General features: G+C 64.7%; 13 protein-coding genes. 4 read left to right on the top strand and 9 right to left on the bottom strand.

All coding sequences use genetic code 11. The features are described 5' to 3' along the window. Positions 1-2: 2 nt before the first annotated feature. Entirely contained in the window at positions 3-371 is a 369-nt protein-coding gene (locus tag BraRD5C2_RS02600; protein ID WP_223966643.1) for a CsbD family protein, read from the bottom strand. A gap of 61 nt (positions 372-432) precedes the next feature. Beyond that, positions 433-1,167 carry an SDR family NAD(P)-dependent oxidoreductase gene (locus tag BraRD5C2_RS02595; RefSeq protein WP_223966641.1) on the bottom strand — a complete coding sequence of 245 codons (735 nt, stop codon included), beginning with the start codon at positions 1,165-1,167 and terminating at the stop codon, positions 433-435. Between the two features lie 189 nt (positions 1,168-1,356). Between BraRD5C2_RS02595 and BraRD5C2_RS02590 the strand changes: the two genes are divergently transcribed. Continuing rightward, positions 1,357-2,136 (top strand): SDR family NAD(P)-dependent oxidoreductase, encoded by a 780-nt coding sequence (locus BraRD5C2_RS02590; RefSeq protein ID WP_223966639.1) that lies wholly within the window; start codon positions 1,357-1,359, stop codon positions 2,134-2,136. A gap of 101 nt (positions 2,137-2,237) precedes the next feature. Further along, positions 2,238-3,125, top strand: coding sequence for a TauD/TfdA dioxygenase family protein (locus tag BraRD5C2_RS02585; RefSeq protein ID WP_223966637.1), 888 nt, complete (start codon positions 2,238-2,240; stop codon positions 3,123-3,125). Positions 3,126-3,330: 205 nt separating this feature from the next. Here BraRD5C2_RS02585 and BraRD5C2_RS02580 read toward each other — a convergent pair whose 3' ends face one another. Beyond that, the gene (locus tag BraRD5C2_RS02580) at positions 3,331-3,990 is read right to left on the bottom strand and encodes a YqgE/AlgH family protein (protein ID WP_176528924.1); all 660 of its coding nucleotides are present in this window, start codon (positions 3,988-3,990) and stop codon (positions 3,331-3,333) included. Positions 3,991-4,126: 136 nt separating this feature from the next. On the opposite strand from BraRD5C2_RS02580, the gene BraRD5C2_RS02575 reads away from it, so the two are divergent. Further along, positions 4,127-4,963: a protein-disulfide reductase DsbD domain-containing protein gene (locus tag BraRD5C2_RS02575; protein ID WP_223966635.1), complete on the top strand. Its 837-nt coding sequence runs from the start codon at positions 4,127-4,129 to the stop codon at positions 4,961-4,963. A gap of 156 nt (positions 4,964-5,119) precedes the next feature. Further along, a complete protein-coding gene (locus BraRD5C2_RS02570) occupies positions 5,120-6,511 on the top strand; it encodes an oligosaccharide flippase family protein (RefSeq protein WP_223966633.1) in 1,392 nt (463 codons plus the stop codon). 115 nt (positions 6,512-6,626) lie between these two features. Here BraRD5C2_RS02570 and BraRD5C2_RS02565 read toward each other — a convergent pair whose 3' ends face one another. From BraRD5C2_RS02565 to cysT, 6 genes are all read right to left on the bottom strand, one after another. Then, a complete protein-coding gene (locus BraRD5C2_RS02565; RefSeq protein WP_223966631.1) occupies positions 6,627-7,415 on the bottom strand; it encodes a 3-hydroxybutyrate dehydrogenase in 789 nt (262 codons plus the stop codon). Positions 7,416-7,427: 12 nt separating this feature from the next. After that, a complete protein-coding gene (locus BraRD5C2_RS02560) occupies positions 7,428-8,597 on the bottom strand; it encodes a DUF3734 domain-containing protein (protein ID WP_223966629.1) in 1,170 nt (389 codons plus the stop codon). Between the two features lie 106 nt (positions 8,598-8,703). Continuing rightward, positions 8,704-9,201 (bottom strand): CAP domain-containing protein, encoded by a 498-nt coding sequence (locus tag BraRD5C2_RS02555; RefSeq protein WP_076860877.1) that lies wholly within the window; start codon positions 9,199-9,201, stop codon positions 8,704-8,706. Between the two features lie 198 nt (positions 9,202-9,399). Next, positions 9,400-10,449: a sulfate/molybdate ABC transporter ATP-binding protein gene (locus tag BraRD5C2_RS02550; protein WP_223966626.1), complete on the bottom strand. Its 1,050-nt coding sequence runs from the start codon at positions 10,447-10,449 to the stop codon at positions 9,400-9,402. Beyond that, the gene (gene cysW / locus BraRD5C2_RS02545) at positions 10,439-11,401 is read right to left on the bottom strand and encodes a sulfate ABC transporter permease subunit CysW (protein ID WP_374707947.1); all 963 of its coding nucleotides are present in this window, start codon (positions 11,399-11,401) and stop codon (positions 10,439-10,441) included. Before cysW ends, BraRD5C2_RS02550 begins: the two co-directional genes overlap by 11 nt. 8 nt (positions 11,402-11,409) lie before the next feature. Then, positions 11,410-12,216, bottom strand: a complete 807-nt coding sequence (cysT, locus tag BraRD5C2_RS02540) for a sulfate ABC transporter permease subunit CysT (protein ID WP_223967199.1) — start codon at positions 12,214-12,216, stop codon at positions 11,410-11,412. Positions 12,217-12,261 lie beyond the last annotated feature (45 nt).

Here is a 12,261-nt window from a genome sequence, read left to right as displayed (position 1 = left end):
AACTAATAGCGCCAGCGCGGCGGTGGACGGCGCGGCTGGCGCGTCATCAAGAGCGCCAGCGCAAAGCCGATGCCGCCGGCGATCAAGAGCGAGCCGAGTGGATTGTCCTGCACCGTTTGCGCCATCGCCTTCTGTCCGCTGCGAACGGTCTCGCCGCGATTCTCATACGCGTCCTTGGCATAGTTGACCGCGGTGTCGGCGGCGTCGCGCGCGGCATCCTTGGCCTGGCCGTAGAGATCCTGCACCGCGCCTGCGGCCTCGCGCGCGCGGCCCGACGCCTGGGTCTGTGCATCGCCGGTCGCATCGCCGACGGCGCCTTCGGCCTTGCCTGCAAATTCCTTCGCCGTTCCGAAAATCCGATCCTTGTCCATCACGATTGCTCCCTGAAACTGTCAGGGAGCCAACCGCCGAGCCTCGCACAAGTTCCTGCGGCTAAAGGATCAACCCGCCATCGACGATAATGGTCTGGCCGACGATGTAGGAGGCAAGCGGCGAGGCCAGGAACAGTGCGGCGCCGGCCATGTCGGCGGGCGCGCCGAGACGCTTCAGCGGAATGCGCTCGAGCGCGCCTTCGAGCCGCTTCGGATTCGCCGTCGTTGCCTTGGTCATCTTGGTGTCGACGAGGCCTGGCGCGATGCCGTTGACGCGGATGCCGTTCTCCGCCCAGGCCTCACCGAGCGTGCGGGTCAGACCGACCGCGCCGGTCTTCGAGGCGTTGTAGGCCGGATTGCCCATGGTGGAATGATAGGCCGCGGTCGAGCTCACGATGATCAGCGATCCTCTGCTCGCGCTCAGCATCGCGTGGAATTTGGTGGCGCAGGCCATCAGGCTCATCAGATTGACTTCCATCACCTTGCGGAAGCCTTCCATCTGGAATTCCCCGCGGCGGTAAATCACCGCGCCCTGCGCCAGAACCAGCACGTCGAGCCGATCGAACGACGGCGTGAGGCTTTCGATCGCCTGCGGATCAGAGACATCGAGCCGCGCATAGGCAAGGCCTTCGAGATGCGAGCCTTCCTCCGCGGAATAGTCGCTAGCCTGCGCGCGGGTGCCGTACACGGCAACGTACGCGCCCTTGGCGCGGAACGCCTGCGCGATGCCGTTGCCGATGCCGCTGGAGCCGCCGACCACCAGTACCTGCTTGCCGCCGAAATCGAGCTCGTTCATCGCGTTCCTCTCCCGTGTTGTTTTCTTGATTGAGCATGATCCCTTTCGAAAAGCCAACGCAAAAGCCCGCGCAGAACTTGCGTTAACGCGCTGCGCGCGTGCCGATATCGGATCGGTGGTTTGACGTCTTTGCGGATCGGTGCCAGCGTTGCCGCCTCGCACCACAAAAAAATCAACGGGAGGTCCGTCGTGTCCGAATTCAAACAGCTCAGCCGCTCGGTGAAGGGCCTCACCGTTCTCGTCACCGGCGCCGCCAGCGGCATGGGCCGCGCCACCGCGCGCGTGTTCGCCGATGAAGGCGCCAATGTCGCGGTCACTGACCTGACCGAAGAAGGCACGCAAGCGGTAGCGAAGGAGATCGCAGCAAGCGGCGGCTCGGCAAAGGCCTGGACGCTCGACGTCAGCGATCGCGATGCCATCACCAGGGTCGTCAACGATGTCGCCGCGCATTTCGGCGGGCTCGACATCATCGTCAACAATGCCGGCATCTCGGTACGCGTGGCGATCGACGATCCCGGTTACGAGGACGCCTGGGCCAAGGGCATCGCGGTGATGCTGACGGCGCATCCGCGCATCATCCGCGCCGCACTGCCCTACCTGCGCAAGTCGCGATCGCCGCGGATCGTCAACATCGCTTCGACCGAGGCGCTCGGCGCGACCGGGATGCACAGCCCCTACTCCGCGGCAAAGGGCGGCGTCACCAGCCTGACCCGCTCGCTCGCGGTGGAACTGGGGCGCGAAGGCATCACCGTGAACTGCATCTGCCCGGGCCCGATCCGCACCGCCATCACCGACCGCATCTCCGAGGAGCACAAGACGATCTACGCCAAGCGCCGCACCGCGCTTGCGCGTTACGGCGATCCGGAAGAGGTCGCGCACATGACGCTCAGCCTGTGCCTGCCCGCCGCATCGTTCCTGACCGGCGCGGTGATTCCTGTCGACGGCGGGTTGATGGCGCGGAATGCCTGACCCGCATCTAGCTGCGAAGCGTTGACAGCGCGTGCGCCCGGAGTAGCCTTCCCGTCAAACGAAGCGGGATAACCGCCCGCGAGGTACGAGGAGATGCGCCAATGACGGTCCTGATCCGGCAGCTTCACAAGCATTTCGTCGGCGAGGTCTCCGGCGTCGATCTGCGCAAGCCGCTGACGAAGCAGGAAGCGATCGATATCGAGGCCGGCATGGACAAATACGCCGTGCTCGTCTTCCACGGCCAGGACATCTCAGACGACCAGCAGATGGCGTTCGCGCTGAACTTCGGCGAGCGCGAGAACGCGCGCGGCGGCACGGTGACCAAGAAGGAAGACTACCGCCTCTCCTCCGGGCTCAACGATGTCTCCAATCTCGGCAAGGACGGCAAGCCGCTGCCGAAGGATCACCGCACCCACCTGTTCAATCTCGGCAACTGCCTGTGGCACTCCGACAGCTCGTTCCGGCCGATCCCGGCGAAATTCTCGCTGCTGTCGGCGCGCGTCGTCAACCCGAAGGGCGGCAACACCGAGTTCGCCGACATGCGCGCTGCCTATGACGCGCTCGACGACGAGACCAAGACCGAGATCGACGACATGATCTGCGAGCACTCGCTGATGTATTCGCGCGGCTCGCTCGGCTTCCTCGACTACACCGACGAGGAGAAGGAGATGTTCAAGCCGGTGCTGCAGCGGCTGGTGCGCACCCATCCGGCGCACGGCCGCAAGTCGCTGTATTTGTCCTCGCATGCCGGCGCCATCAGGGGCATGAGCATGCCGGAGGCGCGGCTGTTGCTGCGCGACCTGACCGAGCACGCGACGCAGCCGGAATTCGTCTATGTGCACAAATGGACGGTGCATGACCTCGTGATGTGGGACAACCGCCAGACCGTGCACCGCGTCCGCCGCTACGACCAGTCGCAACCCCGCGACATGCGCCGCGCCACGGTGGCCGGCACCCAGCCGACGGTGGCGCAGGAGGCGGCGGAGTAGCGGGCACAATAACAGCTGTCGTGGCCAACCCCACAGCCGTCGTCCCGGGCAAGCGAAGCGCGACCCGGGACCATAACCACAGGGCACAGTTGTCGCGCGACGCTGCGGCCCCAGCGCGGCGCCAAACGCGTCCTGTGGTTATGGGTCCCGGCCTTCGCCGGGACGACACCGTGAATGTATTGAGACCGTCGCTGCTTAAGCGGCGCTACGCGTGCCCGGCGTCGTTCGACAGCATGCCGGCCTCGATGCCGATCTTGCGCAGGGCGCGCGCGTATTTCTCGTCAACGTCGGTGCCGAAGATCAGCTCCGGATCAGCGTCGCAATGCAGCCAGCCATTGTGCTGGATCTCGTTCTCGAGCTGGCCCGGCGCCCAGCCGGCATAACCCAGCGCAAGGATCGCGTGCTTGGGGCCTGAGCCCTTGGCGATCGCCTTGAGGATGTCGACGGTCGCGGTGAGCGAGATGCCATCGTCGATATTCAGCGTCGCATCCTGAATGTAGAAGTCGCTGGAATGCAGCACGAAGCCGCGGCCGGTGTCGACCGGGCCGCCCTTCATCACCTTCATCATCTCGGCGTTCTCGGGCAGCGTGATCTGGTCCGACTTCTCGATGATGTCGAGCTGCACCAGCAGGCCCGGGAAATCGATGCTGCCGGCCGGGCGGTTGACGATGATGCCCATCGCCCCCTCCGAGGAATGCGCACACATGTAGATCACGGAGCGTTCGAAGCGCGGGTCGTTCATCACAGGCATCGCGATCAGCATCTGGCCATCGAGATAGCCATCTTCGGTGGCATGGGGACCGACGGCCGGGCTTCTGCCGGCGGCGGTCTTGCGAGTCTTGCCTGTTTTGCCTTCAGGGCGCATCCGCAAAGGCCTTTCCTGCTGATTTGGCATCCTGATATTGGGTCGCGGTTCTGTCAATCAACCTTCGGCCGCAGTGCGGCGATGCATCACAAGCAATTCAATGGTTTGCAACGAAAGTTGCAGGTAAAGACGTCTCATGACCGTCACAGTTCCCACGCGTGCCGCATTTGCCGTCGCCGCCATATTTTCCGTCGCATCCGCAGCAACGGAGGTTCGCGCCGACGACGCCTCGCCGTGGCAGCAGGACACTCATTCAGCGGTCAGGCTGCTGGCGGGATCGCGCAGCGGCGCGGTGCTGCTCGGCGGCATCGCCATCCAGTTGCAGGACGGCTGGAAAACCTACTGGCGCACGCCGGGCGATTCCGGCGTGCCGCCGCGGTTCGATTTCTCCAAATCGGACAATGTCGATGCGGTCACGGTGATGTGGCCGGCGCCGCGCCAGTTCGACGACGGCGCCGGAGGTACCTCGCTCGGCTACAAGCACCAGGTGGTGCTGCCGCTGCGCATCGTCGCGAAGAATCCCGACAAGCCGCTGGTGCTGCGCGCCGACATCAACTACGCGGTGTGCGAGAAGCTGTGCGTGCCTGTGGAGGCGAAGGCCGAGCTTGCGTTCGCCAGCGTCGCCTCGACCGAGGACGCCGCGCTGTCGGAAGCGCTCAACGCGGTGCCGAAGCCAGCCAATATCGGCGACCCCACTCCGTTCACCATCCGCGACGTCAAGCGCGACGGCAACAACGTGCTGGTCGATGTCACCGCGCCCGAGTCCAAGGACCTCAGCCTGTTCGTCGAGGGGCCGACGCCCGATTGGGCGCTGCCCGTGCCCAAGCTCGTCGAGCATGCACCGCCGGGCGTGAAGCGCTTCTCTTTCGAGCTCGACGGCCTGCCGCCGGGCGCCAAGGCGGACGGCGCCGCGCTGAAACTGACGCTGGTCGGCGGCGACAAAAGCTACGAATTCAATATCAATTTGAACTGACGGCGCAGCGTCGTCCCGGGGCGATGCATCGAACCCGGAACCTCGAGATTCCGGGCTCATGCTTCGCATGCCCCGAATGACGCTGACCCAATCTTAACGTTTCGTTGATAGATCGGGGGCCATTGCCGCCTTGCGGCGCTTTAGGAATTTTCCGCCTTGGCTGTGATGGAAGCACAACCCGCAACCCCTGCGCTATCGGGTCCGGCCGCACGCCTGCGCGGCCTCACCGCGCGCCTGCTCGGCGGCACCAAGGAGGCGTCGGTCACCAAGCGCCTCGCCGGCATGATCTTCGTCATCCGCGTCATCAGCGCCGCCATCGCCTATCTCGCGCAGATCCTGCTGGCGCGCTGGATGAGCGGCTCGGACTACGGCATCTATGTCTATGTCTGGACCTGGGTGCTGCTGCTCGGCAGCACCATGGATTTCGGCATCGCGCCGTCCTCGCAGAAGATCATCCCGGAATATCGCGCGCGCGGCGACCTCGCCGCGCTGCGCGGCTTCCTCTCCGGCGGCCGCTGGGTGGTGCTAGCCGCCTCCAGCACAGTCGCGCTGCTGCTCGCCGGCGTGATCCACCTCGCCTCGCCCTGGATCGATCCCAACGCGATCGTGCCGCTCTATATCGGCTGCCTGACATTGCCGCCCTTCGTGGTCGCTAACACTCAGGACGGCATCTCGCGCGCGCATGACTGGATGCAGCTCGGCCTGATGCCGCAATTCATCGTGCGGCAGGGACTGATCATCGCCCTGACCGCCGGCGCGCTGGCGCTCGGTCTCAATCTCGGCGCGACGGCCGCGATGATCGCGAGCGCCGCAGCGGTGTATATCGCGGCGATCGGCCAGATGATCGTGCTGAACCGCCGCCTGAAAGCCCATCTCGGGCCGGGCGAGAAGACCTACGACGTCAAGGGCTGGTTCGCGATCTCCCTGCCGATCATGTTGGTCGAGAGCTTCTATCTGCTGCTCGGCTACACCGACGTGCTGATGCTGCAGCAATTCCGCTCCTCCGAGGAGGTCGGCATCTATTTCGCGGTGGTCAAGACGCTGGCGCTGGTGTCGTTCGTCCACTACGCGATGTCGGCAACGACGGCGCATCGGTTCGCCGAGTACAATGCGCTCGGCGACAAGGAGCGGCTGTCGGCCTATGTCGCGCACGCGATCAGCTGGACGTTCTGGCCCTCGCTGCTCGCGACCATCGCCCTGCTCGCGTTCGGCAAGCCGCTGCTGTGGCTGTTCGGCCCGAAATTCGTCGACGGCTACAGCATCATGTTCGTCGCCGCGATCGGGCTCGTGGTGCGCTCGGCGATCGGGCCGGTGGAGCGGCTGTTGAACATGCTCGGCCACCAGAGCATCTGCGCCACCGCCTATGCGGTGTCGTTCTTCATGAATGTCGGGCTCTGCATGACGCTGGTGCCGCGCTATGGCGGCATGGGCGCGGCCGCCTCGACCTCGCTCTCGCTGATCTTCGAGACCATCCTGCTGTTCGTCGTGGTGCGCTCGCGGCTTGGGCTGCACGTGCTGGCGTTCGGGAAGCGACAGGTGGCGACATAGCATTGAGCCGGGCCGGATACCTGACCGCCGGCGGCGATCATCAATCGAAAACAAAAGCCGGCCCTGATCCAATCAGGGCCGGCTTTTCCTTGGGATGACAAATCCCGCCGGAAAACTACTCCGCAGTCCAGCCGCCGTCGATCGAGAGGTTGGCGCCGGTGATCTGCGCGGCGTCGTCGCCGCACAGGAACAGCGCGAGTGCTGCGACCTGCTCGGAGGTGACGAACTCCTTGGTCGGCTGGGCGGCGAGCAGCACGTCCTTGATGACCTGCTCCTTGGTCATGTTGCGCGCTTTCATGGTCTCCGGAATCTGGTGCTCGACCAGCGGCGTCCAGACGTAGCCCGGGCTGATGCAGTTGCAGGTGATCTTGAACTGCGCGAGCTCGAGCGCCGCGGTCTTGGTGAGGCCGGCGATGCCGTGCTTGGCCGAGACGTAGGCCGACTTGAACGGCGAGGCGACCAGCGAGTGCGCCGATGCGGTGTTGATGATGCGGCCCCAGCCGCGCTTCTTCATGCCGGGCACCGCGGCACGGATGCCGTAAAATGCCGACGACAGATTGATCGCGATGATCGCTTCCCACTTCTCCGGCGGGAATTCCTCGATCGGCGACACGAACTGGATGCCGGCATTGTTGACGAGGATGTCGACCGAGCCGAAGGTCTTCTCACCGAGCGCGACCATGTCGGCGATCTCGGCCGGCTTGGTCATGTCGGCCGGCGAATAAGCCGCCTTGACCTTGAAGTCGGTCTCGATGCCGGAACGCTCCTTCTCGATGTCGGCCGGCACGCCCATGCCGTTGAGCACGATATTGGCGCCGGCGCAGGCGAAGGCGCGCGCATAAGCCAATCCGATGCCGCTGGTCGAGCCGGTCACAACGGCGGTCTTGCCTGTCAACGTACCCATTGGTCTTCGCTCCTATTTGCTTGCAGGGGGTGTGGGTTCATCCCCCGTGAGGTCGTAAGTCACCATGGTTTCCCCGGACTGCGGCCGTTCTAGCCATTCTTTGTGACGCATCGACAAATGCACGTCGCGGACGCCCGCGCCCCAGTGCTCGACCATCGCAACATGGGAGAAGTCGTAGTCCTTCGACGAGCTCTCGTAGTTCTTGCTCTTGTAGATCAGGTGAACCACCGTGACGGTGTTCTCCTTGGACGCCTTGCGCAACAGTTCGACCGACGGATCGTTCTTCAGATAATCGGGCAGCTTGCCGATCAGGTCGCGCACCGCCATGCGGGCATTGTGGATCTGCTTGTTCTTGTCGGTGTTCATCCGCGTCCGGCTGGAAAAGCGGATGTCCTTTTCGCGCTCGGCGGCCTCCAGCAGCGTCTCGGGCAACGGCCCGCGCGCGCTGAACAGGTCGACCTGGAAGATCAGGAGATCGCGGCTGGTCTCCTCATCGAGCACGAAGTCGAGCGGGGTGTTGGAGGCGATGCCGCCGTCCCAGTAATGCTCGCCCTCGATCACGACGGCGGGAAAGCCCGGCGGCAGCGCGCCCGAAGCCATGATGTGCTCGGGGCCGATCTTCTTGCCGAGCTTCTTGAACTCGTAATTGTCGAAATAGCGGAAGTTGCCCGAGGTGACGCCGACCGCGCCGACCGAAAGCCGCGTCTTCAGATCGTTGATGCGATCGAAGTCGACCAGCCGCTCCAGCGTCTTCTTCAAGGGTGCGGTGTCGTAATAGCTCAGCGATTGCGAGCTGCCGGGCGGCCACAGCGGCGCCGGCGGAATCCGCGGCGTGAAGAAGCCGGGCACGCCGAAGGTCGCGATGATGGCGGCGCTGGTCTCGTTGAACAGCGAGCGGGCGCGCTCATGCTTGGAGACCGGATTCCACGGCACAGGCGCCGACACCATCTCCCAGAATTCCTTCAGCCGCGGTACACGCTTGTCCGGCTCGTTGCCGGCGATGATCGCGGCATTGATGGCGCCGATCGAGATGCCGGCGATCCATTCCGGCTCGAAGCCTGCATGGCAGAGCGCCTGGAAGGCGCCGGCCTGATAGGAGCCGAGCGCACCGCCGCCCTGAAGAACCAGCACACGCTGCGCTTGCGCCGGCGTCGAGCCGGGCGCGGAATCCGAAATATCCATTCGTAACCGTTCGGTTCGAAATGACTTGAAGGCGCACCGTGGCGGCTGTTCGCAGCCGCGTCAATCAACGAGATATCGAGGGGAGATCACGCGGAATTTATCGCGATCAGGTTGCCGCCAAAATGAGCGTCCAGAACACCTTGTATTTGGTATTCGGAGCATAGACGGCGGCGATGCCCATTTTTGTGACACCGCTCTTGAGCATATTGGCCTTGTGCGGCGGTGAATCGCGCCAGCCCGAAAATGCCTCCGCCAGCGTGTGATAGCCGGCCGAGATGTTCTCGACCGCGACGGTTGCCGGGTAGCCGCCGGCCTCGAGCCGCTTGCCGAGCGGGGCCTTCACGTCATGGTCCATCTTGTTGCGGGCGGCCATCGCCTGCGACTGCTGCTCGGCGAGCCTGGTCAGGTCGGGATCGACCACCACGGTGCCGAGACCATTGTTCTGGCGGTACTGCGAAAACATGATCGCGGCGGCCTGGCTGTCCAGCACGGCGCCGGGCTGCGCCATGTTGAGATACATGGCCGGTTCTTCCGGGATTTTGGTGTCCGTGCCGCAGCCGGCAAGCACCAGAAGCCCGAACAGGGCGACCGTCGTCCGTTTCACTACTGAAAACCCCCAAGGTTGGCCCGCCGTTGTTGCATACCAACCGTGGCTGAATGGTGAACGGGGGCTAACTTTTGGCCACACAAAACGCCGTCATTCCGGAGCGATGCGGTAGCATCGAACCCGGAATCTCGAGATTCCGGGCTCGGTCCTGCGGACCGCCCCGGAATGACAGGTGAGATTGTGGCCTGGTAGCCCCTACTCCTGGGCGGCAAAGATCCGGTACCGGCGGGGCTGCAGCGAGACGATTTCGCCGGCCTGCAGCTCGCGGTCGCGGGGGGCGTCGATCTCGATCACGGTCTTGCCCTCGCTCCCCGCGAGGGCCACCTCGGCGCGCTGGATCGGACCGAACGAACGGACATGCCGGATGGCGCCTTCCAGCGCCCCGGTTCCCGCCGGGCCGACCGCCATGTCGTGACGGCGGACGAACAGCTTGGCCGCGCCGGACGCGGCGCCCAGCGCTGGAATGTTCAGGGGACGACCGTCGAGCCGAACGGCATCGCCGGCCACGTCGACCGGCAGCACGATGGATTCGCCGATGAAGCCGTGCACGAAGGCGGTCGCCGGATTGTCATAGACCTCTCCGGGCGAGCCGATCTGCTCGATCCTGCCCTTGTCCATCACCACGACGCGGTTGGCGACTTCGAGCGCCTCCTCTTGGTCGTGGGTGACGAAGATCGAGGTGACGTGGATCTCGCTGTGCAGCGAGCGCAGCCACTGCCGGAGCTCCTTGCGCACCTTGGCATCGAGCGCGCCGAACGGCTCGTCGAGCAGCAGGATCCGCGGCTCGATCGCAAGCGCACGCGCGAGCGCGATGCGCTGACGCTGGCCGCCCGACAACTGGCTCGGATAGCGATTGGCCAGCCAATCGAGCTGCACCAGATCGAGCAGGTTCTTGACGCGGGCGCGGATCGTCGCCTCGTCCTTGCGGATCGCACGCGGCTGCACGCGCAGGCCGAACGCGACGTTCTCGAACACCGTCATGTGGCGGAACAGCGCATAGTGCTGGAACACGAAGCCGACCTGACGCTCGCTGGCGCCGCGCGAGAGCGCGTTCTCGCCGTCGATCGCGACCTCGCCCGAGTCGGGCCAGTCGAGCCCCGCGATGATCCGCAGCAGAGTCGTCTTGCCGGAGCCGGACGGGCCGAGCAGCGCCAAGAGCTCGCCGTCGGCGACCTTGAGATCGACATTGTCGAGCGCGGCAAAGCTGCCGAACTTCTTTACGATATTCGTGACTTCAATCGCCATCGGGCACCTCTGCCTCGTCGAGCCGCCGCTCGAGAACGGTCTTCGCCACCAGCGTGATCAGCGCCAGCATCGCCAGCAGCGACGCGATCGCGAACGAGGCGACGAACTGATATTCGTTGTAGAGAATCTCGACCAGCAGCGGCATCGTGTTGGTCTCGCCGCGGATATGGCCGGAGACGACGGACACCGCACCGAACTCGCCCATCGCACGCGCGTTGCAGAGCAGGACGCCGTAGAGCAGGCCCCATTTGATGTTGGGCAGCGTGACGCGGAAGAAGGTCTGCAGGCCGGAGGCGCCGAGCGAGATCGCCGCCTCCTCTTCCTGGGTGCCCTGCTCCTGCATCAGCGGGATCAGCGCGCGCGCCACGAAGGGGAAGGTGACGAAGATCGTCGCCAGCGCGATGCCGGGTACGGCAAACAGGATGTGGACGTTGTGCGCCTGCAGCCATGTTCCGAAATAGCCCTGCGCGCCGAACAGCAGCACGAAGACCAGGCCCGAGATCACGGGCGAGACCGAGAACGGCAGGTCGATCAGCGTGATCAGGAAGGTCTTGCCGGTAAACTCGAATTTCGAGATCGCCCAGGCCGCGACCACGCCGAACACGAGGTTGAGCGTGACCGAGATCGCGGCGATCAGCAGCGTCAGCTTGATCGCAGCGAGCGCCTCGGGCTCCGCCAGGGCCGCGAAATAGGCGACGATGCCTTTCGAGAAGGCCGACGCAAACACGACGAGCAGCGGCAGCACGACGAAGATGCTGAGGAAGGCGATCGCCAGCGCGATGATAATGAGGCGGATCGGACCCGGCTCGGTGCGCGGGTTGCGCCGCGCCGCGACCGGCTCGGCACGGGCGATCTCAAGCCGCGGCGCCGGCGCCGCAACGCTGACATCGGTCGCAGGCGCGTAGGTCCGCAGTTGCGTGGTCGAGGTCGCCAATCCCGTCTGCATCGACATCTCGAACCTCAATGCACGGGAATGCGGGCTTGCGCCCAGCGCTGCAGCCGGTTGATCAGGAAGATGATCAGGAACGAAGCCACCAGCATCACCACCGCGATCGCGGTGGCATCGGCGTAGCGGAATTCGGACAGCCGGATCACGATCAGGAGCGGCGCGATCTCGGAGATGTTGGGCAGATTGCCGGCGATGAAGATCACCGAGCCGTATTCACCGATGGCGCGGGCAAAGGCCAGCGCAAAACCGGTGAGCAGCGCCGGAATCAAGCTCGGCAGGATGACGCGAAACACCGTGTGCCAGCGATTGGCACCCAAGCTCGCCGCCGCCTCCTCGATCTCGGGATCGAGATCGATCAGCACCGGCTGCACCGTGCGCACCACGAAGGGAATGCCGATGAAGACCATCGCGATGAAGATGCCGATCGGCGTGAACGCGACCTTGATGCCGAGTTCGGCGAGCGGCGCACCGAGCCAGCCCTTCTGCGCGAACAGCTGCGTCAGCGCGACGCCTGCGACCGCGGTAGGCAAGGCAAACGGAATATCGACGATGGCGTCGAACAGCCGCCGGCCCGGAAAGCGGTAGCGCACCAGCGCCCAGACGATGATGGTGCCCATCACCAGGTTGACGCAGGCGGCCGCAAACGAAAGCCCGAACGAAATCTTCAGGGCGTTCAGCGTGCGACGGCTGGTGACGATGGCCCAGAACTGATCGAGGCTGAGCTCGAACGTCTTGAGGAACAGCGCGGCCAGCGGAATCAGGATGATAACGGAGAGCCATGTCAGGGTCAGTCCCATGGTGAGACCGAACCCCGGCAGGGTACTGCGCCTTGCAACCGCTGTGCTCACATATCCCCCTGTTCG

It is taken from the genome of Bradyrhizobium sp. RD5-C2, assembly GCF_019972155.1.
In the GTDB taxonomy this organism is placed as follows: Bacteria; Pseudomonadota; Alphaproteobacteria; order Rhizobiales; family Xanthobacteraceae; genus Bradyrhizobium.
Note: the sequence above shows the minus strand (reverse complement) of the source record. Positions and strands in the feature narration are given on the sequence as shown.

Coding starts and splice junctions, on each gene's coding strand:
- BraRD5C2_RS02560 (WP_223966629.1), bottom strand. CDS start 8,597: ATGGATATTTCGGATTCCGCGCCCGGCTCGACGCCGGCGCAAGCGCAG.
- cysW (WP_374707947.1), bottom strand. CDS start 11,401: ATGTCGATGCAGACGGGATTGGCGACCTCGACCACGCAACTGCGGACC.
- BraRD5C2_RS02575 (WP_223966635.1), top strand. CDS start 4,127: ATGACCGTCACAGTTCCCACGCGTGCCGCATTTGCCGTCGCCGCCATA.
- BraRD5C2_RS02565 (WP_223966631.1), bottom strand. CDS start 7,415: ATGGGTACGTTGACAGGCAAGACCGCCGTTGTGACCGGCTCGACCAGC.
- BraRD5C2_RS02595 (WP_223966641.1), bottom strand. CDS start 1,167: ATGAACGAGCTCGATTTCGGCGGCAAGCAGGTACTGGTGGTCGGCGGC.
- BraRD5C2_RS02585 (WP_223966637.1), top strand. CDS start 2,238: ATGACGGTCCTGATCCGGCAGCTTCACAAGCATTTCGTCGGCGAGGTC.
- BraRD5C2_RS02600 (WP_223966643.1), bottom strand. CDS start 371: ATGGACAAGGATCGGATTTTCGGAACGGCGAAGGAATTTGCAGGCAAG.
- BraRD5C2_RS02550 (WP_223966626.1), bottom strand. CDS start 10,449: ATGGCGATTGAAGTCACGAATATCGTAAAGAAGTTCGGCAGCTTTGCC.
- BraRD5C2_RS02580 (WP_176528924.1), bottom strand. CDS start 3,990: ATGCGCCCTGAAGGCAAAACAGGCAAGACTCGCAAGACCGCCGCCGGC.